The sequence below is a fragment of the Citrobacter braakii genome (assembly GCF_002075345.1).
In the GTDB taxonomy this organism is placed as follows: Bacteria; Pseudomonadota; Gammaproteobacteria; order Enterobacterales; family Enterobacteriaceae; genus Citrobacter; species Citrobacter braakii.
On the sequence record NZ_NAEW01000005.1, the window covers coordinates 371818 to 392405 of the forward strand.

The 20588-nt window shown below is 54.0% G+C and carries 17 protein-coding genes; 9 read left to right on the top strand and 8 right to left on the bottom strand.

Annotated elements, in window-relative coordinates; translation table 11 throughout:
• Positions 1 to 57: 57 nt before the first annotated feature.
• A complete protein-coding gene (locus BZK42_RS13835) occupies positions 58 to 2391 on the bottom strand; it encodes a Tex family protein (RefSeq protein ID WP_016154803.1) in 2334 nt (777 codons plus the stop codon).
• A 98-nt stretch (positions 2392 to 2489) separates the two neighbouring features.
• Positions 2490 to 2963: a transcription elongation factor GreB gene (greB, locus tag BZK42_RS13840; protein ID WP_016154802.1), complete on the bottom strand. Its 474-nt coding sequence runs from the start codon at positions 2961 to 2963 to the stop codon at positions 2490 to 2492.
• A gap of 225 nt (positions 2964 to 3188) precedes the next feature.
• Between greB and ompR the strand changes: the two genes are divergently transcribed.
• Complete coding sequence (gene ompR / locus BZK42_RS13845) at positions 3189 to 3908, top strand: osmolarity response regulator transcription factor OmpR (RefSeq protein ID WP_001157751.1); 720 nt, start codon at positions 3189 to 3191, stop codon at positions 3906 to 3908.
• Positions 3905 to 5257 carry a two-component system sensor histidine kinase EnvZ gene (envZ, locus tag BZK42_RS13850; protein ID WP_029139732.1) on the top strand — a complete coding sequence of 451 codons (1353 nt, stop codon included), beginning with the start codon at positions 3905 to 3907 and terminating at the stop codon, positions 5255 to 5257. The genes ompR and envZ overlap by 4 nt, the downstream gene beginning before the upstream one ends.
• 74 nt (positions 5258 to 5331) lie before the next feature.
• On the opposite strand, the gene pckA is transcribed toward envZ, so the two are convergent.
• Complete coding sequence (gene pckA / locus BZK42_RS13855; RefSeq protein WP_016154801.1) at positions 5332 to 6954, bottom strand: phosphoenolpyruvate carboxykinase (ATP); 1623 nt, start codon at positions 6952 to 6954, stop codon at positions 5332 to 5334.
• 378 nt (positions 6955 to 7332) lie between these two features.
• On the opposite strand from pckA, the gene BZK42_RS13860 reads away from it, so the two are divergent.
• A complete protein-coding gene (locus tag BZK42_RS13860; protein ID WP_080859336.1) occupies positions 7333 to 9051 on the top strand; it encodes a DUF4153 domain-containing protein in 1719 nt (572 codons plus the stop codon).
• Positions 9052 to 9133: 82 nt separating this feature from the next.
• On the opposite strand, the gene hslO is transcribed toward BZK42_RS13860, so the two are convergent.
• The 4 genes from hslO to igaA form a co-directional block, all read right to left on the bottom strand.
• The gene (gene hslO, locus BZK42_RS13865) at positions 9134 to 10012 is read right to left on the bottom strand and encodes an Hsp33 family molecular chaperone HslO (protein ID WP_016157640.1); all 879 of its coding nucleotides are present in this window, start codon (positions 10010 to 10012) and stop codon (positions 9134 to 9136) included.
• A gap of 24 nt (positions 10013 to 10036) precedes the next feature.
• A complete protein-coding gene (gene hslR, locus BZK42_RS13870) occupies positions 10037 to 10438 on the bottom strand; it encodes a ribosome-associated heat shock protein Hsp15 (RefSeq protein ID WP_016157639.1) in 402 nt (133 codons plus the stop codon).
• A gap of 10 nt (positions 10439 to 10448) precedes the next feature.
• On the bottom strand, positions 10449 to 11117 hold the full coding sequence (gene yrfG / locus BZK42_RS13875) for a GMP/IMP nucleotidase (protein WP_016157638.1): 669 nt from the start codon (positions 11115 to 11117) through the stop codon (positions 10449 to 10451).
• Positions 11118 to 11179: 62 nt separating this feature from the next.
• Positions 11180 to 13315, bottom strand: a complete 2136-nt coding sequence (gene igaA, locus BZK42_RS13880) for an intracellular growth attenuator protein IgaA (protein WP_080859337.1) — start codon at positions 13313 to 13315, stop codon at positions 11180 to 11182.
• Between the two features lie 322 nt (positions 13316 to 13637).
• On the opposite strand from igaA, the gene nudE reads away from it, so the two are divergent.
• Positions 13638 to 14198, top strand: coding sequence for an ADP compounds hydrolase NudE (gene nudE, locus BZK42_RS13885; protein ID WP_016154795.1), 561 nt, complete (start codon positions 13638 to 13640; stop codon positions 14196 to 14198).
• Positions 14199 to 14256: 58 nt separating this feature from the next.
• Here the strand turns inward: nudE and mrcA are convergent, their stop codons facing one another.
• The gene (gene mrcA / locus BZK42_RS13890) at positions 14257 to 16809 is read right to left on the bottom strand and encodes a peptidoglycan glycosyltransferase/peptidoglycan DD-transpeptidase MrcA (protein ID WP_080859338.1); all 2553 of its coding nucleotides are present in this window, start codon (positions 16807 to 16809) and stop codon (positions 14257 to 14259) included.
• Between the two features lie 120 nt (positions 16810 to 16929).
• On the opposite strand from mrcA, the gene BZK42_RS13895 reads away from it, so the two are divergent.
• The 5 genes from BZK42_RS13895 to hofQ are packed head-to-tail and all read left to right on the top strand — an operon-like array spanning position 16930 to position 20240.
• Positions 16930 to 17709: a type IV pilus biogenesis protein PilM gene (locus tag BZK42_RS13895; RefSeq protein ID WP_080859339.1), complete on the top strand. Its 780-nt coding sequence runs from the start codon at positions 16930 to 16932 to the stop codon at positions 17707 to 17709.
• Positions 17709 to 18248, top strand: coding sequence for a PilN domain-containing protein (locus BZK42_RS13900; protein ID WP_080859348.1), 540 nt, complete (start codon positions 17709 to 17711; stop codon positions 18246 to 18248). The genes BZK42_RS13895 and BZK42_RS13900 overlap by 1 nt, the downstream gene beginning before the upstream one ends.
• Positions 18232 to 18687 (top strand): HofO family protein, encoded by a 456-nt coding sequence (locus BZK42_RS13905; RefSeq protein ID WP_080859340.1) that lies wholly within the window; start codon positions 18232 to 18234, stop codon positions 18685 to 18687. The genes BZK42_RS13900 and BZK42_RS13905 overlap by 17 nt, the downstream gene beginning before the upstream one ends.
• On the top strand, positions 18677 to 19090 hold the full coding sequence (locus tag BZK42_RS13910) for a HofP DNA utilization family protein (RefSeq protein ID WP_016154790.1): 414 nt from the start codon (positions 18677 to 18679) through the stop codon (positions 19088 to 19090). Before BZK42_RS13905 ends, BZK42_RS13910 begins: the two co-directional genes overlap by 11 nt.
• Positions 18993 to 20240, top strand: coding sequence for a DNA uptake porin HofQ (hofQ, locus tag BZK42_RS13915; RefSeq protein WP_016157631.1), 1248 nt, complete (start codon positions 18993 to 18995; stop codon positions 20238 to 20240). Before BZK42_RS13910 ends, hofQ begins: the two co-directional genes overlap by 98 nt.
• The last annotated feature ends 348 nt before the right edge of the window (positions 20241 to 20588 follow it).

Here is a 20588-nt window from a genome sequence, read left to right on the forward strand (position 1 = left end):
ATTGCGACAAGTTAGCCGGATAAGGAGGTTACCCCCCCATCCGGCACAAAAGTTACACTAGCGTTTTTTACCCATTGCCGCCGCCAGCGCATCCATCATGGCGCTGTTACCCGCAGGCTGTGCGTCACGACCACGAGGTTTCGCGGCTTTTGGTGCCGGGCGATTGCTTTGAGTGCGATCGTTATTCCCGCCGCCGCGACGCGCATTGGTTTCACCCGGCTGCTCGTCCAGACGCATGGTCAGTGCGATACGCTTACGTTGCAGGTCAACTTCCAGCACTTTCACCTTTACAATGTCGCCCGCTTTCACCACGGTGTGTGGATCTTCGACGAACTTATTCGACAATGAAGAGATATGCACCAGACCATCCTGATGAACGCCAATATCAACAAACGCGCCGAAGTTCGTGACGTTAGTGACTGCCCCTTCCAGAATCATTCCCGGCAGCAGATCGTTCATGGTTTCTACGCCATCAGCAAACTGCGCGGTTTTAAATTCAGGACGCGGGTCGCGGCCCGGTTTTTCCAGCTCTTTGATGATGTCAGTGACGGTCGGCACCCCGAAGCGTTCGTCGGTAAAATCGGCTGCTTTCAGATTGCGTAGTTCGTTGCTGTTGCCCATCAGGTCACGCAGCGATTGCTCGGTTGCGGCCAGAATGCGTTCCACAATCGGATAAGCTTCCGGGTGAACGGTAGATGCATCCAGTGGGTTATCGCCATGGTTGATACGCAGGAAGCCCGCGCATTGTTCAAAGGCTTTTGGCCCCAGGCGGCTAACTTTTAGCAGTTGCTGACGGTTCTGAAACTGACCGTTCTCATCGCGCCAGGCGACGATGTTTTGCGCCATCATGCGCGTCAGGCCAGCAACGCGGGTCAGCAGCGGCACGGAAGCGGTATTCAGATCGACGCCGACGGCATTCACGCAGTCTTCCACCACCGCATCCAGCTTGCGCGCCAGCTGCGTCTGGCTTACATCGTGCTGATACTGGCCCACGCCGATAGATTTCGGATCGATTTTCACCAGCTCCGCCAACGGATCCTGCAAACGACGGGCGATAGACACCGCGCCACGCAGTGAAACGTCGAGATCCGGGAACTCCAGCGCCGCCAGCTCGGAAGCAGAGTAAACCGATGCCCCGGCTTCGCTGACAATCACTTTCTGCGCGGTCACTTTCGGGAATTGTTTCTGCACGTCGAGGAAGAAACGCTCGGTTTCGCGCGACGCCGTGCCGTTACCAATCGCGACCAGCTCAACGTTGTATTTTTCACACAACGCCGCCACGGCAACGGCGGCTTTGGCTGCCTGGCCGGTATGCGGATAAATAGTGTCGGTCGCGACCAGCTTGCCGGTACCGTCAACCACCGCCACTTTTACACCGGTACGCAGACCCGGATCGAGACCCATTGTGGCGCGCAGCCCGGCCGGGGCGGCCATCAGCAGGTCATGCAGGTTACGGGCAAAGACGTTGATCGCTTCATCTTCCGCACGTTCACGCACGGTACCCATCAGCTCAGTTTCAAGGTGCATCAGCACTTTGATGCGCCACGTCCAGCTAACAACGCCTTTACGCCAGCTGTCAGCGGGGGCGTTGTTCAGGCGCAGTCCCAGGTGATCCTGGATAATCTGCTCGCCGTGGCTCTCTTTTGGCGGCTCATCGAATTGCGGATCGGCATTTAGTGAAAGCTGCAACACGCCTTCGTTACGACCACGGAACATGGCCAGCGCACGGTGGGATGGAACGGTAGAAATAGGTTCGTGGTGATCGAAGTAATCGCGGAACTTAGCGCCTTCCTCTTCTTTGCCACTAACCACGGCGGCAACCAGATGGGCGTTTTTCCACAAATAATCACGCACTTTTGCCAGCAGCGCAGCGTCTTCGGCGAAGCGCTCCATCAGAATGTAGCGTGCGCCATCGAGGGCAGCTTTGGTATCGGCCACGCCGTTTTCGGCGTTGAGATATTTTGCGGCTTCGGTTTCCGGGTCATGGGACGGTTCGTTCCACAGCAGATCTGCCAGCGGCTCCAGTCCGGCCTCAATGGCTATCTGCCCACGGGTGCGGCGCTTAGGTTTGTACGGCAGATAGAGATCTTCGAGTTCGGTCTTACTTAACGTGCCGTTGATCGCGTTCGCCAAATCGTCGGTCAGTTTGCCTTGCTCGCCGATAGATTTCAGGATTGCCTGACGGCGGTCTTCCAGTTCACGCAGATATCCCAGACGGGTCTCCAGATTACGCAGTTGCGTATCGTCCAGACCGCCGGTGATTTCCTTACGATAACGTGCGATAAACGGCACGGTGTTCCCTTCGTCAAGCAGGCGAACGGCAGCTTCTACCTGTTCAGCACGAGCCTGAATTTCACCTGCGATAATGCGGCAGAAAGAATCATTCATCATGGATAGCTTCGTCTATAGGATAAAAAATCAGGGGATAGTTATACGGATTGACTGGCAAAAATGCCAGTCATCTACCGGGGCTTCGGATTGTTCCGGTCTCACTTAACGTATTCAATTTCGTTCACGTACCAGCTGGCTTCACCACCAGGGGTGTTGACTATCGCGAGATCGCCGACCTCTTTTTTCAGCAGCGCCCGCGCCATCGGTGAGTCGATAGAAATGTAATCTTTACGACCGAAGATCTCATCGTAGCCGACAATACGGAATTTACGGATGTCGCCATCGTCATTTTCAATCTCGACCCACGCGCCAAAGAAGACTTTGCCCTCTTGCTGCGGGGAGTAATCGACGATTTTCAAATTCTCCATACACTTGGTCAAATAACGGACACGGCGGTCGATCTCACGCAGACGCTTTTTATTATACTGGTAGTCGGCATTTTCGCTGCGGTCACCCAGACTTGCGGCCCAGGTAACCTTTTTGGTGACTTCTGGGCGCTCTTCACGCCAGAGGTAATTCAGCTCTTGTTTGAGTTTTTCATACCCTTCGCGGGTTATCAGGGGCGTTTTCATCTTATTGTTTTACCTTCGACTCTGTGATGATGCGCACAATTAGTATTACGCGAGCATATCAACAGAATAAATAATGTATTGCGAGAAACATTGTATACTTAAGCTGCTGTTTAATATGCTTTGTAACAATTTAGCCTGGAATTCATACCAGAATTCGCTGGTGACTCACGTTAGCTTTCTTAAGAATATACACTTAATTGTTGCGAACCTTTGGGAGTAATAACAATGCAAGAGAACTATAAGATTCTGGTGGTCGATGACGACATGCGCTTGCGTGCGCTTCTGGAGCGTTATCTGACCGAGCAGGGCTTCCAGGTTCGAAGCGTCGCTAACGCTGAGCAGATGGATCGTCTGCTGACCCGTGAGTCCTTTCACCTGATGGTGCTGGATTTAATGCTGCCGGGAGAAGATGGCCTGTCTATTTGCCGTCGCCTGCGCAGTCAAAGCAACCCGATGCCGATCATTATGGTCACGGCGAAGGGTGAAGAAGTCGATCGTATCGTTGGGCTGGAAATCGGCGCTGACGATTACATTCCGAAACCGTTTAACCCGCGAGAACTGCTGGCGCGTATTCGCGCTGTACTGCGTCGTCAGGCGAACGAACTGCCGGGCGCGCCTTCTCAGGAAGAAGCGGTCATTGCTTTTGGTAAGTTTAAACTGAACCTCGGTACGCGTGAAATGTTCCGTGAAGATGAGCCAATGCCGCTCACCAGCGGGGAATTTGCGGTACTGAAAGCGCTGGTAAGCCACCCGCGCGAGCCGCTGTCCCGCGACAAGCTGATGAACCTGGCCCGTGGTCGTGAATATTCAGCGATGGAGCGGTCTATCGACGTCCAGATTTCTCGCCTGCGTCGTATGGTGGAAGAGGACCCGGCGCATCCGCGCTACATTCAGACCGTGTGGGGTCTCGGCTACGTCTTTGTTCCGGACGGTTCTAAAGCATGAGGCGAATGCGCTTCTCGCCACGAAGTTCGTTTGCCCGCACGTTATTGCTCATCGTCACCTTGCTGTTTGCCAGCCTGGTGACGACTTACCTGGTAGTGCTGAACTTCGCGATACTGCCGAGCCTCCAGCAGTTTAATAAGGTCCTGGCCTACGAAGTTCGTATGCTGATGACCGATAAACTGCAGCTGGAGGACGGTACGCAACTGGTGGTGCCGCCCGCATTCCGCCGGGAAATTTATCGTGAGCTGGGTATTTCCCTCTATTCCAACGAGGCCGCTGAAGAAGCTGGACTGCGTTGGGCGCAACACTATGAATTCTTAAGCCATCAGATGGCGCAGCAGCTGGGCGGTCCGACGGAAGTCCGCGTTGAGGTGAACAAAAGCTCGCCGGTCGTATGGCTGAAAACCTGGCTGTCGCCCAATATCTGGGTACGCGTGCCGCTGACGGAGATCCATCAGGGCGATTTCTCACCGCTGTTCCGCTACACGCTGGCGATTATGCTGTTGGCTATCGGTGGCGCGTGGCTGTTTATCCGTATCCAGAACCGACCGCTGGTGGATCTTGAACATGCAGCGCTGCAGGTGGGGAAAGGTATCATTCCGCCGCCGCTGCGTGAGTATGGCGCTTCAGAGGTGCGCTCTGTTACCCGTGCCTTTAACCATATGGCCGCGGGTGTGAAGCAACTGGCCGATGACCGTACGCTGTTAATGGCGGGCGTGAGCCACGATTTACGTACTCCGCTGACGCGTATTCGTCTGGCGACCGAAATGATGGGCGAAGAGGATGGTTATCTCGCGGAGTCCATCAATAAGGACATCGAAGAGTGTAATGCCATTATCGAGCAGTTTATCGATTATCTGCGTACCGGTCAGGAGATGCCGATGGAGATGGCGGATCTGAACTCGGTGTTAGGCGAAGTGGTCGCAGCGGAAAGCGGCTATGAACGTGAAATCGAAACTGCGCTGCTGCCGGGTAGCATTCAGGTGAAAATGCACCCGCTGTCGATCAAGCGTGCGGTTGCCAATATGGTGGTTAACGCCGCCCGTTACGGCAACGGCTGGATTAAGGTCAGCAGCGGTACGGAGACGCATCGCGCCTGGTTCCAGGTAGAAGATGATGGTCCGGGCATCAAGCCGGAGCAGCGTAAACACCTGTTCCAGCCGTTTGTCCGCGGCGACAGCGCGCGTAGTACCAGCGGCACGGGCCTGGGTCTGGCGATTGTGCAGCGTATTATCGATAACCATAACGGTATGCTGGAAATTGGCACCAGTGAACGAGGAGGGTTGTCGATCCGCGCCTGGCTTCCGGTTCCCTTCACTCGCGCGCAGGGCATCACGAAAGACGCATAAGAAAGGGAGGCGAAATGCCTCCCTTTTTGTTGCTGTAGGCCGGATAAGGCGAAACCGCCATCCGGCACTCTTCGTTACAGCTTCGGTCCGGCGCTAACCAGCGCTTCACCCGCAGGGGTATCGGTGTATTTCTCGAAGTTCTCGATAAACAGTTTCGCCAGCGCGTTGGCTTTTTCCTGCCACTGCTCCGGAGAAGCATAGGTATTACGCGGATCGAGAATGCGAGTATCTACGCCCGGCAGCTCGGTTGGGATAGCCAGGTCAAACATCGGCAGACGGAACGTTTCTGCGTCATCCAGCGAACCGTTCAGGATAGCGTCGATAATCGCGCGGGTATCTTTGATAGAGATACGCTTGCCGGTACCGTTCCAGCCGGTGTTAACCAGATATGCCTGCGCACCTGCCGCCTGCATACGTTTCACCAGTACTTCTGCGTACTGCGTTGGGTGCAGTGACAGGAATGCTGCGCCAAAGCAGGCTGAGAAGGTTGGGGTCGGTTCGGTGACGCCACGTTCGGTACCGGCCAGTTTGGCGGTGAAGCCAGACAGGAAGTGGTACTGGGTTTGGTCTGCCGTCAGACGAGAGACCGGCGGCAGCACGCCAAACGCGTCGGCGGTCAGGAAGATCACTTTGGTGGCGTGACCTGCTTTTGACACCGGCTTAACGATGTTATCGATGTGATAAATCGGGTAGGACACGCGGGTGTTTTCGGTTTTGGAACCGTCGTCGAAGTCGATGGAACCATCTGCGCGCACGGTGACGTTTTCCAGCAGCGCGTCACGACGGATTGCGTTGTAGATTTCCGGCTCGGCATCTTTAGACAGTTTGATGGTCTTCGCGTAGCAACCGCCTTCAAAGTTAAATACGCCGTCGTCATCCCAGCCGTGTTCGTCATCGCCAATCAGGCGGCGTTTCGGATCGGTGGACAGCGTTGTTTTACCCGTACCGGACAGGCCAAAGAAGACTGCCACATCACCTTTTTCCCCGACGTTTGCCGAGCAGTGCATGGAGGCAATGCCTTTCAGCGGCAGCAGGTAGTTCATTACGGAGAACATACCTTTCTTCATTTCGCCGCCGTACCAGGTACCACCAATCAACTGGATACGCTCAGTCAGATTGAAAGCCACGAAGTTTTCGGAGTTCAGACCCTGCTCTTTCCACTGCGGGTTAGTGCATTTAGCGCCGTTCATCACGATGAAATCAGGTTTGAAATCAACCAGCTCTTCGTCGCTTGGGCGGATGAACATGTTTTTAACAAAATGCGCCTGCCAGGCTACTTCGGTAATGAAGCGTACGGAAAGGCGGGTATCGGCGTTAGCGCCGCAGAATGCATCAATGATAAACAGACGCTTGCCGGAAAGCTGCTGGGTGACTAATCCTTTCAGATGCTGCCAGGTTTCCGGGGAGAGCGGTTTGTTGTCGTTCTTACCTTTACCTTTGTCGGACCACCAGAGCGTGTCGCGCGTGGTGTCGTCACGGACAATATACTTATCCTTTGGCGAACGTCCGGTAAAGATACCGGTATCAACGGCAACGGCGCCCAGGTTTGTTAACACGCCACGCTCATAACCTTCCAGGTTTGGATCAAGTTCCTCCTGGAAAAGCGTGTCGTAGTCTGGATTGTAAACGATATCCTGAACGTCATTGATACCATAAGCCTTGAGATCTTGCGGGGTTAAACTGTTGTTCACACGCATTTCACTGCTCCTTAGCCAATATGTATTACCTGGAATAGTAAGGTTTTTTAGGGATTGCTAACCGCGACAAGGCTCATAGATTTACGCATCCGGGAAAATCACGGATAACCGAATGCGCTGCGACTCCTGTCACAAAGAGGCGGATATTATGGCAGGAAACCCTTTTTTGTTGTGGAAAATGTTCTTAAAACGTTAATAGAGAGTGTTTTTGGCGGGAAACTTGTGAGTGTAATCGCATTCACGTAAGAAAATAACGTAACTCATACATAAACAATATCGATTCACTTCCCGTCGCAGTGGTCCGGGATCGGCCTATCAATGCTCAAAATTGTGAAGTTGATGCAATAATTACCTTTTCTCTTCATTCTGGGTGACGACATGGATAGTGTTGAACTTTCACGTACTACTCGCTGGGGCATGATATCTATCGGCCTGTTACAGGGGATATTGTGCTACCTGCTGATGACATATCTGGTGCCGCATAATGACGGCTGGCTGTTCTATGGCATGCCCGCGACAATTGCTCTCTCTTCGGCGCTTTTACTCACCGTTGTCTCTTTCAAACAACGTGCGCTGTGGTACTGGATGGCGCTGATCTTTGTTGTCGTGCTGGCGATGAGCGTCTGGCTAAAGTGGCAAGTCGAGGGCAGCGATAAGTGGCGGCAAAATGATATTTTTATGTTGTACGGCTGGCGTTTACTGCTGATGGCGATGCTGGCATTGCCATGGATTCAGTACTCGCTCCACGCATCCCGCCAGCAGGCCCGCTATGCGCAGTTTTATGCTAGTTTGTGGCTTAATGCGCTGACGTTACTGATTGTCTTTGTCGCCAACGGTCTGTTCTGGATGGTGCTCCTGCTATGGAGCGAGATGTTTAAGCTCGTTGGTATTACCTTCTTCGACACGCTTTTCTTTGATACCGACTGGTTTGGCTACGTGGCCTTTGGCCTGGTTACCGCACTGGCGGTGGTACTGACCCGCACGCAGTCGCGTCTGGTTGCGGCGGTCCAAAAGTTACTGACTTTGATCGCCACCGGTCTGTTACCTCTGGTCGCGCTGCTGGCGCTGATGTTTGTGCTGACCTTGCCCTTCACCGGCCTGGAGGCTATCTCGCAGCGGGTGTCTGCGGCCGGGTTGATGTCAACGCTGGCGCTGCTCCTGCTGCTGTTGATGGCTATCGTTCGCGAGCCGCAGAAAGAGGCGCTTCCCTATCCAGCCGCGTTACGCTACCTGATCAAATGCGCCCTGGTTGTCGCGCCCATCTATATGCTGATTGCCGGTTGGTCACTGTGGGTGCGAATTCAACAGTACGGTTGGACGCCCGAGCGCTTATATGGCGTGCTGGTGGTCTGCGTGCTGCTGCTCTGGTCGTTTGGCTATCTGGCGAGTATTTTACGCCGTGGGCGCAATCCGCTTGAGCTTCAGGGGAAGGTGATTCTTTGCGTGTCGTTGCTGGCGTTGGGGCTGTTGATTTTGCTGTCGTCGCCGGTTATTGATGCCTGGCGCATCAGCGTCAACAGCCATATGGGGCTGTATCACAGCGGCAAAATTAAGCCGGATCAGGTCAGCCTGTATATGTTGGGTAATAGCGGAAAACCGGGACGTGCGGCGTTGGAGGCATTACAAAAAGATGCGGCGTTTAACCAAGACAGTAAGCGCCGGCGCGACTTAAATTCTCTGCTGCAAGGACGTCGCGATCCCATTCAGAACCTGACTGCCACTCAACTAGCGCCGAAAGTGATGATCGCTCCAGGTAGCAGGCAACCCGATGAGACCTTCTGGGCGTTTGTCAAAGGGCAGAGCTACCGCATTACATCCTGCGTTGAGCAGGATGCTTGCGTCCTGGTCGATCAGGACCTCAATGCGGATGGTAAGCCTGAGCAGGTGCTGTATGCTTTTGGCGATGGTGAGAGTCTGGTCTTTGCCAGGAAAGAGGATAAATGGGAACTCATCGCATCAGGTCAGCTACCTGCAGGATTCAATAAGGATAAACTGCTGCAGGCGGTGGCGAATCATCAACTGAATTCAGCCCCCAGAGTTTGGCGTGATATCACCATTGGTGGCACCCGATTGCCGATGAATTATTACAACGAGTGAGCGTGTTGCGGATAGCGTTTTGATGGATGGCGGTGCGAACGCCTATCCGGTCGACGATAGTGGGCCGGATAGGCGGTGGTGATTAATGTACCTGCGGGTCCGCCGGGGAAGCGTTGCTGCGGATCTCAGCAATGTCCATGGCGTTAAACAGATAGTGGCTCCCGCAGTAATCGCAGTGCATATCGATCTCGCCTTCTTCCGCCAGAATGCTGTCCACTTCTTCGTCCGGCAGCGTTTTCAGTGCGCCAGCGCAGCGTTCGCGTGAACAGGTGCATTTGAACTCAACGTCCTGCGGATCGTAGAGAGTAACCTCTTCTTCGTGGTACAAGCGCCACAGCACTTCGTTGGCCGGGAGCGTTAACAGCTCTTCAGTTTTGATGGTTTCGGTCAGGGCTGTCAGGTGATCGAAATCATCTGCCTGCGCGTTTTGCGCCGGCATTACCTGCAGAAGCATCCCGCCAGCAGCGGGTTTGCCATCGACGTCGCCAGTACGGATAAACAGACGTGTCGGCAGCTGTTCAGAACGCATGAAGTAATCTTCCAGACAGGCGGCCAGCGTGTCGCCTTCCAGACCAACCACGCCCTGATAGCGCTCGCCTTCTTCTGGGGTAATGGTAATCACCAGGTAGCCGTTGCCTACCAGCGTTTTGAGATCAGCGCCTTCAGGGATATCGCCCTGCATACGGGCCACGCCGCGCATCTGCTGATTGTTGTTGCCGTTAATGACGGCCAGGCTCAGCGGACCATCGCCCTGCAGCTGTACGGTGATATCACCGGCAAACTTCAGCGTGGCGGTGAGCAGGCTGGTGGCGACCAGCAGTTCAGCCAGCACGTTCTTGACCGGCTGCGGGTAAGTATGATTTTCGAGGATCTGTTGCAGGGTTTCCGAAACGGTCACCAGCTCGCCGCGCACGGCAAAGTTTTCAAACAGATAACGATGTAATTGGTCATGTTGCGGCATAATCATCTCTCTTGCAGGTGACAGTCACTCGCTGTCGCCATGTTTAAATCGTAACAGGTCGCGGCGCTCTTTCTTGTCCGGTCGCCTGTCCGGGTGCGGCATGGTTAACGCGTTAAGTTTACGCGCCAGCGCCACTTTTTCGCGTTTTTCTACGCTTTCCGCGGTTTCTTCATACAGCGTAACGGCTTCCGTGGCCGGGCGACGCTGCTCGGTAATAGCCTTGATAATGACCGTTCGCTCGTCATTTCCCTGGCGCAGGGTGAGGGTGGCGTTCAGCTCGACAATCTTGCTCGGTTTGCTGCGCTGGCCGTTGTAATGCACCTTACCGCCTTCAACCATTTCGCGGGCTAGCGCACGCGTTTTGTAAAAGCGTGCAGCCCACAGCCATTTATCCAGCCTGACTTCAGCAGAGGGCTTTTCTTTCATGGCGTCTCCTTCACATCAGTGAGGGGATCAGTCGGCGGTAGTCATTCAGTGACGGATGGCGTGCGTACTGTTTTTCCGCGATGCCTGAGTCGGGATTGGTCACGCCGAGGCAGTAACGAATACCGTACAGAGCAGCGGCGTCGAGAATGGGTTCGCTGTCGTCAATAAACAGCGTCTTCTCTGCACTCATTCCCGTTTCTTCAGCCACAGCGTGCCATAACCGCTGATCCTCTTTGGGATAACCAAATGTGTGGGTGGAAAGTAATAAATCAAGGTGTGAGGCCAGACCGGTATGCTCCAGCTTCACCGCCAGGTTATGGGGATGCGCGTTGGTGAGCAAAATACGGCGCTTGCCGCTGGCTTTTAAGGCATCAAGAAACGGTACGGTATCTTCACGCAAAACGGCGCGCGGTCCCTGTTCCGTTGTCATGGCGCAAATATCAAGATCCAGGCATTCGCTCCAGTAATCCAGGCAGTACCAGTTTAGCGTATGCTGCACGGCATGATACTGCTGACGAATATAGTCCTGGGCTTCCTGGGGAGAGATACCCTGTTTCGCGCCATAGGTTTCCGGCACCAGTTTTTGCCAGAAATAGTTATCGAATGCCAGGTCGAGCAGCGTGCCGTCCATATCTAACAACACGGTATCGACATCCTGCCAGGCAATATTGATCTGCATGGAAACTCCCCAGAAGAAAACATGATGCGCGACAGGGTAGCATATCCTGTCGCGCGAGCGTGTTATCGAATCAGGCTTTCCGGGTTGTCAATCAGCGTTGGATTCAGGCAACTTTCGTAGTAGCTCTGAATTTCCGTGATGCGGGAGCGGTGACGCTGGTAGCGTCTGAAAGCCTGTATGCTGTTGTAGACAGCGCATCCGAGCATGGAGAGCATCAGCAGCGTCGTGCCAAGGTAGCGCCATAATCCTGAACGATCCGGGATACGGTGCAGGCCAATGTGCTGGGTGCCATTGGCGTCGGTCGAAATATTGGTGACGATCCCCTCCGCGCGAAACGGCGTCTGCATCAGCATCTGCGCCAGGCGCTGGAAGGCGTTCCACTGTTCCTGTGGGGGATAGTCATATAGCGAGGTTGTCGGCCACGGCTGATCGACCAGATCGCTGCCTTCGTCGCTGATAATCAGGAAACCGCCAGGGGCTGGGCTATTCAGCGTCTGGGCCGCTCGCGCAGTCTCGCGTGAAATAAACGGCGCCGTAGAGGTATTCACCAGATTATCCAACGACTCCGCGCTTACCGGACGCAGCAGCACGTTCACACCATCCAGTTTGCCTGCGTTCGCCCGTTTCACCAGCGCTGTCCAGTCTTTACTGTTACCAAGGTTAACCAGTGCATTTTTTAAACGTACACATTCATCTTTGGCCGCGCACAGATCGGCCGTTTTCAGGACAATCTCGCCAAAATCGTCCAGTAACACCATTCCGGATTTTTGAATTGCCGAGCGTAACGATGCGCTGACGCGAGAGTCATCATCCGCTTTGGGGTGCAGTTGGCGGTTCACCGCCTGCGTGAGCGCGGTGGCTTTATTCACCAGATCGGACTCAGGCAGCGGTAATGCGCGCGCGTCATTCCAGATAATTTGCGTGCAATCGAAAGGCATAAACGGCGCGGAAGGCTGCGCATTCCAGCTCCCCTGGGTATGAATGTTACACATACCCGTACCGCTCAGATGCAGCGTGTCACCCACGCGAACGCCCGCGTTTTCAAGCTGTTTAACGCTGGTGGCTTCGATAGTTTGTGCGCCCTTCATCCAGGAAAGCGTAAGCTTTATCGGCATATCCAGCGGGATCCAAAACAGCAGCATCAGCAGCACCAGCAACGAGCCGCCCGCGATGACGGCGTTGCGCAGCCAGTGCTGTAACGGGAAGTTTTTGACTTCGTCATGCAGCGATAAAAAACGTCCCTGGCGAACAACGTGGCGATCGAGATAAATATCAATATCCGTTTGCTGGCCAAGATCTTGTGCGATGTAAGGTTGCCAGTGCGGTGGATAAATCAGATCAATAATACCTAGCGAGATATTATTAATTTGCTCCTGGTCGTTTTCGCCAAACAGCCCCCAGCGACGCGGCGTACCGCGCAGACAATGAATTTCCCGCAGGGCGGTTTTAGACGGTGGGGCAAACAGCCCCCACAGACCCGCAGCCAGTAGCAGCACCGCGCCACCAACTGTCCACGGAACAAACGTATCCGGGATTATCAAACAGAAAAAGAACAGCAGGAACGATGTGGCAATCAGTAACGCCTCGCGCAATCCCGATGGGCGGCTAAGCGCATATTCTTCATGGGTTTCCTGGCGAATATTCAGCAGTTCAATCTGCTCGCTTTCTTCACCGCGAATGGACGCCTGGGTAGAGGCGGTGTGCTGTAACGCATAGCCACGCGCTTCCTGCATATATTCCTGCAGCGTATGGCCGTTCAGGGAGATAACCAGCGGTATCGTATTGGTGTGGATTAGCTCAACGCTGTTTTCGTCATTGATGTATTGTTCCCAGAAAGGGGGAAGATGTACCTCAACGGAATCAAGATAGTAACGCCATTTGTTAGGATCGTCGGTAGTAATGCCGTAACGTGTAATCGCGTGCGTAAGTACGATGACGCTATTACTTTGGGCATTCAGCGTTAATGACACCGGCGCGGAGCTGGCGCCCGTTGGACCAGGTACCTGCTGAATTTGACTAAGGCTTTCGAGATAGTTTTCGACTGCACTGCGCTCTTCAGGCGTGAGTTTACGCTTCGAGGCGTCTGAGAAGACGTTGCTCAAGGGTAAATTTTTCCGTCTGGATTTCGTTCTGAGTAGCCATCCTGCAAGCAATGAGCAGGCCAGCAAAGCAGCTAAAAAAATCAGAATGGTGCTCATGCTTTCCCCATCTTACTTAGTCTGTCAGGCGTGGTCAGTCGCACCCTGTTCAATATTCGTGATTCTGTGGTTGGCTATCGGCAAGTGTGGAGTCGAACTTGAGCATCTTTAAGTACAGCCCAGTAAATGCGAATCATAGCAAAATCACTAAAAATGGAATATCAGCAAATTCCTGGAGTTATTTCAACCTATTGACTTTTAATTTGAAATAGGGATTAACTTTTAGTACGTTACATAAATGTAAATAAACGGCAATTCACATTGCCGAAACCGTGCGGTATATCGCACAATAACCCCAGATTTCACAGCAAAGATCCTCACAATGAGCAAATCATTACAGAAACCCACGATTTTGAAAGTGGAAACCGTCGCCCAATCCCGGCTGTTTAAAGTCGAAAGCGTGGACCTTGAGTTCAGCAATGGCGTACGCCGCGTTTATGAACGTATGCGCCCGTCCACGCGTGAAGCGGTAATGATTGTGCCGATTGTGGACGACCACCTGATCCTCATCCGCGAATACGCGGTCGGGACCGAATCTTACGAACTGGGTTTTTCCAAGGGGTTAATCGATCCTGGCGAAAGCGTGTACGAAGCGGCGAATCGGGAGCTGAAAGAAGAGGTGGGATTTGGCGCAAAAGATCTGACGTTTTTAAAGAAACTCAGCATGGCGCCGTCCTATTTCTCCAGCAAAATGAACATCGTGGTGGCGGAGGACTTATATCCTGAATCGCTGGAAGGTGATGAGCCTGAACCATTACCGCAGGTGCGCTGGCCGCTGGCGCATTTGATGGATCTGCTGGAAGATCCTGATTTTCATGAAGCGCGTAATGTGAGTGCGCTGTTCCTCGTGCGCGAATGGCTGAAAGGACAAGGACGGCTTTAATTTCTCTTCACGAATAATAAAAAAGGCGCCGAAGCGCCTTTTTTTGATCGGTCAGGAATCAGAACAGTTCGTGCGTCTCACCATTATCGATAATGGTCGTCCCCACCTCATGCACCGCCTGTTGCGTCGGCTGAGTGCCTTCAATGAAGTATTCTGCGCGGCTGTTGCCACCGCTTGCCAGTTGACCGGTGCTGCGATCGATATTGACCGTCACGATACCCGGCGGCGGCGTCAGCGGCTGCTCAGGCACGCCTTCCAGCACGGACTTCATATAGGCATCCCAGGCAGGCTGTGCGCTCTTTGCGCCGCCTTCGTAGCCGGAGATCTGGTCTTTGATCGCCCCAGAAGCCGTCGTGTGTCCGAGATTGCGGCGATGATCATCAAACCCGATCCATACCGACGTCACCACGCCTGGCCCGTAGCCAGAGAACCATGCATCTTTAGAGCTGTTGGTGGTCCCGGTTTTCCCGCCGATATCATGGCGCTGTAAATCGCGACCTGCACGCCAACCGGTTCCCATCCAGCCCGGCTCACCAAAGATATTGGTGTTCAGGGCGCTTTTAATCAGGAAGGCCAGCGGCGTGTTGATCACATGTGGAGCGTACTCCTGCGTGCCGCTTTGCGCGACCAGCGCCTGGTTTGCCTGCTCAAGCTGAGGCATAGGCACGGCGGCATTCTGCTGTTCCTGCGAGACGGCGACATCTTCGACGTTACTGTTTTCCAGCACGTTAGATTTCTGGGTATCACCATAAATCACCGGAATATCGCATTCCGGACAGGCAATTTTCGGCTTCGCCTCGAAGATAACGCCGCCCATATCGCTTTCGATTTTACTGATGAAATACGGATCGACCAGGAAGCCGCCGTTCGACATCACTGCATAACCGCGCGCCACCTGCAACGGCGTGAATGAGGCAGAACCCAGCGCCAGCGACTCGGTGTGCACAATGTTCTGTGCCGGGAAGCCGAAACGTTGCAGATACTCTGCCGCGTAATCCACGCCCATCGCGCGCATGGCGCGTACCATCACCACGTTTTTCGACTGACCCAGCCCCTGACGTAAGCGGATAGGACCGGCGTATTGCGGCGGTGAGTTCTTCGGCTGCCAGTCGGAACCCGCGCCGGCATCCCAGCGGGAGATCGGCACGTCGTTGAGCATGCTCGCCAGCGTCAGACCTTTATCCATCGCGGCGGTATACAGGAATGGTTTGATGTTGGAACCCACCTGACGTAACGCCTGGGTTGCACGGTTAAACTTGCTCTGGTTGAAGTCAAAACCACCGACCAGCGCCAGCACCGCGCCGTTTTGCGGATTGATGGAGACCAGTGCGGAGTTGACGTCCGGTACTTGCGCCAGCCACCAGGAATCGCCAACCTGGCGTACCCAGATTTGCTGCCCGGTTTGCACCACATCAGTCACTTTGCGCGGCGTCGGGCCTTGCTGGGTATCCGAGCGGTAAGGACGCGCCCAGCGCATGCCATCCATCCGTAATGACACTGACGTACCATCCGCCAGCGCGGCAATGGCTTCCTGCGGAGTGGCGCTGGTAACAACCGCCGGTAGCAGGGGACCATAAGTCGGTAGCGCTTTCAGCGTATCGGTGATTTTCTTGCTGTCCCAACTGCTTTCGCCCACTTTCCACAGCACGTTCGACGGGCCGCGGTAACCATGGCGCATGTCGTAATCCATCACGTTGTTACGTACTGCCTGCTGAGCCGCCTGCTGTACTTTGCGCGTAATGGTGGTGGTGATGCGATACCCGTCCTCATAGGCTTTCTCGCCATAACGGTTATACATCTCCTGGCGCACCATCTCAGAGAGATACGGCGCGGAGAAGGCGATTTCCGGCGCGTGGTAGTTGGCGTCAATGGCTTCTCCGCGCGCCTGATCGTACTGGGCCTGCGTGATGTAGTTTTCGCTCAACATACGCGACAGTACGACGTTACGTCGCGCGGTTGCCCTTTCCATCGAATAGAGGGGGTTGAAGGTTGACGGCGCTTTTGGCAGACCGGCAATCACCGCAATTTCACTTAAGCTGAGCTGATCAACTGTCTTACCGAAATAGACCTGCGCGGCAGCACCTACGCCATAAGCGCGATACCCCAGGTAAATCTTGTTCAGATACAGTTCGAGGATCTCATCTTTACTCAGCAGTTGTTCAATGCGGATCGCCAGGAACACTTCTTTGATCTTACGCATCAGCGTACGTTCCGGGCTCAGGAAGAAGTTTCTCGCCAACTGTTGGGTAATGGTGCTGGCCCCTTGCGATGCATGGCCGGAGAACAGCGCGACGCTGGCAGCACGGAATATCCCCACCGGGTCTACCCCGTGGTGCTCATAAAAACGACTGTCTTCGGTAGCGATAAAGGCTTTAACCATTACCGGCGGCATCTGATCCAGGGTGACCGGGATTCGACGTTTCTCGCCATATTGCGCGATCAGCTCGCCATCAGCGCTGTAAACCTGCATCGGGATCTGTAAACGCACATCTTTGAGCGTCGCGACGTCAGGTAATTGCGGCTCAATATAGCGGTAGAGGCCATAAATCGAGCCTGCTCCCAGCAGGATGCAACATACTGCAAGGATTAATAAATACTTTACGAACTTCACTGGAGATTTCCCATTTAGTGGCATTTGGGCAGTTTATAAACAAACGCGCGGTAGTATAAAGGCAAGCCAGACGCATTGATATACCCGTTAAAGCAACGGGTGATAAGGAGATCATCAGCAATGGCTTTCAATATTTGGAAAATTGGTCTGCATATTCAGCAACATGAAGCGCTGGCTGTCGCCGTAGTTCACGACGCATCCGGTTGGTTTCTCCAGCGCTGGTGGCGTATACCGCTGACGCCTCAGGTTATCGTCGATGGCCACATTCGCGAGCCTGAACAGCTTGTCGCAGCGCTACTGCCGTGGAGCCGGGAACTTCCTCGCCGACACCATATTCATCTCTCTTTTCCTGCCAACAGGACGTTACAAAAAAAGTACCCTCGTCCGGAAATGATGCTGCGCGAGCCGGAGCAAGCCGCATGGTTATCCGGCTCGATGGCGCGTGAACTGGATATGGCGCCGGATGCGCTGCATTTTGATTATAGCGAAGACACGTTAAGCCCGGCGTTTAACGTCACTGCCGCGCAAAGCAAAGAGATTTCAGCGCTTCTGACGCTTATCCAAACGTTGAAGGTGCAGGTTACGGCGATTACGCCGGATGCCAGCGCGTTACAGCGATTTATACCTTACCTGCCAGAACGTCATCAGTGTCTGGTATGGCATGATGATACCCAGTGGCTATGGGCGACCCGTTCGGCATGGGGGCGTAAATCAACGGGCGATATTGGCTGTATCGACGAGCTTGCCGCGACATTATCGCTTTCCACGACAGCCATTGCGCTATGCGATCCCAGCGGCTTCGATCCTTTAAGCGTGGTGTCTGTACGCCAGCCGCCAATTCCAACGCAAAGCCATCGCTTCACCATTGCACTGGGACTCGCTATGGGAGGCACATGTTGATGATAGCGACCATCAATCTTCTGCCCTGGCGCCAGACGCGACGTCGCGCCTGCCTACGCTTCTGGAGTGTTTTATTTGGCGCTTCGCTACTGCTTAGTAGCGGCGTGTTGTTGCGCTATTACAGCGTTTTGAGCGTAGAAAACCAGGTCGAATTGTTGTTAGCGGATGCCGAAAAGACGCGGGCCGAGGCTTTAATGGCGCTAAAGCCGCGTGTGCAGCTGCGCCAGCAACGATGGCAACAGGTTCAAGCGCGGAACAAACAGCGGGAGCAGACCCGAAGCTGGCAGCGGGTTTTGCAAGGGCTGGCGGAATTACTGCCAGAGCGGGCGTGGTTAACAAAAATAACCTGGCAGCAGGAGACACTGGAACTGACGGGAAACACGCTGAGCTTTGCCGCGCTGAAGGCGCTGGAAGCGCAATTACGCCAGCTGCCGCTGTTTAAATTGGGTAGCCCTGGCGAAACGCAGCAGGATGCGCAGGGACGCTGGCAATTCCACTATCGACTGATGCGGAGCGGTGCGCATGAAAACGCTTTGTGATAGCTGGTTAGCACAGTCGCCGCGCTTTCGGCTCATCTGCGGCGGTGGCTGGATGCTGGGACTGCTCATCGTCGTCATGTTATGCCTCAGCTCCACCGCGCAGAAACGGGTTATGCAACAAGAGGCGCTAAATCAGCAACGAGCGGCCATTCAGGCACAATGGCGAAATTTATATCTGCTGGCGGCATCGCCAGAAGAGCTTGAAGAGACGCTGATTCCGTTCTCCCCACTGCTGTTTCAGACTCCTCTTGCACATCTTATCCACTGGCAACCCTCCGCACAGGGAGGAGAAATGACGCTGAAGCCAGGCTGGGATGCCATCCCGCCGATGTTTGACCAATTAGCGGAGCAAGGGATGAACGTCAGCCGGTTTTCTCTTTACGCAGAAGGTGCGGAGCTGCTGTTAACACTACAACTGGAGCGCCTGAATGATGGTTGAACGCTGGCTGTTGGCGTGCGTAAGCGTACTGATACTCACCGGTATGCGTAATCCCTTCCTGCCGCCGGAGGACCGCTGCCAAATTGCTGAGCTGTCGGCATGGCGCTATCAGGGAATATTGAGCCAGGGCGCGCGACCCATTGGCATTGTTCAGGATAGCCAGAAAAAATGGCAGCGGGTTGAGCGAAATGATGTCCTGAAAAACGGTTGGACGGTTACGCAGATAACGGCCCAGAGCGTAACCCTCGACACAGGGAAAAACTGCGAGCCGTCGCAGTGGCAGTGGCAACGACAAGGAGCGATAAATGAAGCGATGGATGGCATGGATAGTACTCGTACTGGTGGTCGGGATTCAGAGCGTACTGGCGGCGAAATCACAAAACGTGACGCTGGTGGTCGATGATGTGCCGGTTGTGCAGGTATTGCAGGCGCTGGCCGAACAGGAAAAGAAAAACCTGGTAGTTTCACCGGATGTCAGCGGTGTGCTGTCACTGCATTTGACGGATGTGCCCTGGAAGCAGGCATTGCAAACGGTGGTGAAAAGCGCCGGGCTGGTATTACGCCAGGAAGGCAACATTCTGCATGTGCATTCTGTTCAATGGCAGAGTGAAAATGCGGCTCGTCAGGACAATGAGCAGGCACGGCTTCAGGCCAGCCTGCCGTTGGAACATCGCAGTATCATTTTGCAATATGCTGATGCCTCCGAGCTGGCAAAAGCCGGAGAAAAGCTGCTCAGCGCCAAAGGAAGTATGACGGTGGATAAACGCACCAACCGCTTACTGCTGCGTGATAATAGCGTTGCGCTTAACGCACTGGAAACGTGGGTGGCGCAAATGGATCTGCCGGTTGCACAAGTCGAACTGGCGGCGCATATCGTGACGATTAATGAAAAAAGCTTGCGTGAGCTGGGGGTGAAGTGGTCGCTGGCTGACGCACAGCAATCGGGGGCTGTGGGGAACGTCACAACGCTTGCCAGCGATCTTTCTGTATCCACAGCCACATCCCGTGTGGGATTTAACATTGGCCGTATTAACGGTCGTTTACTCGAGCTGGAGCTGTCTGCGCTGGAGCAAAAACAGCAGTTGGACATCATCGCCAGTCCACGCTTACTGGCTTCTCACCTGCAACCTGCCAGTATTAAGCAGGGTAGTGAGATCCCTTATCAGGTCTCCAGCGGTGAAAGCGGCGCGACATCCGTCGAGTTCAAGGAAGCTGTATTAGGGATGGAAGTCACGCCCACCGTATTGCAGAAAGGACGAATCAGACTGAAACTGCATATCAGCCAGAATGTTCCCGGGCAGGTGCTACAGCAGGCGGATGGCGAAGTTCTGGCTATTGATAAGCAGGAGATTGAAACTCAGGTCGAGGTAAAAAGCGGCGAGACGATTGCGCTGGGCGGGATTTTTTCACATAAGAATAAATCCGCAGCCGACAGCGTGCCGCTGTTGGGCGACATCCCCTGGCTTGGCTCTCTCTTTCGTCATGATGGTAAAGAAGACGAACGGCGTGAATTAGTGGTTTTTATTACGCCCAGACTGGTTTCAACGCAATAACTTATGCATGAAAAGCCGTTGTTTTTGCACTGAACACGTTTCAGAGATTTGACGTGCGGGTGTATTTAGCATACAAGGAGTACCGATTTGAGTGTCGGTACTTTTCTTTACTTATGCGGCAGTAAATACGCTTTGCCTTTCTGGTGGTGTGTCATAGGCTTATTTGGTGTCATTTGGCTGTGCGATACGTCGCCAGGTCTGATGTTTGCAGGGTAGCATGCCTGCCACGACCAGAAATGCGTAAGGTTTGGTGATTTATTCAGTTGCCAAACCCGCTTGAGTATTGAGATAATTTTCAGTCTGACTCTCGCAATATCTTATGAGGTTTCAGTTCATGTCCTGCTGCGC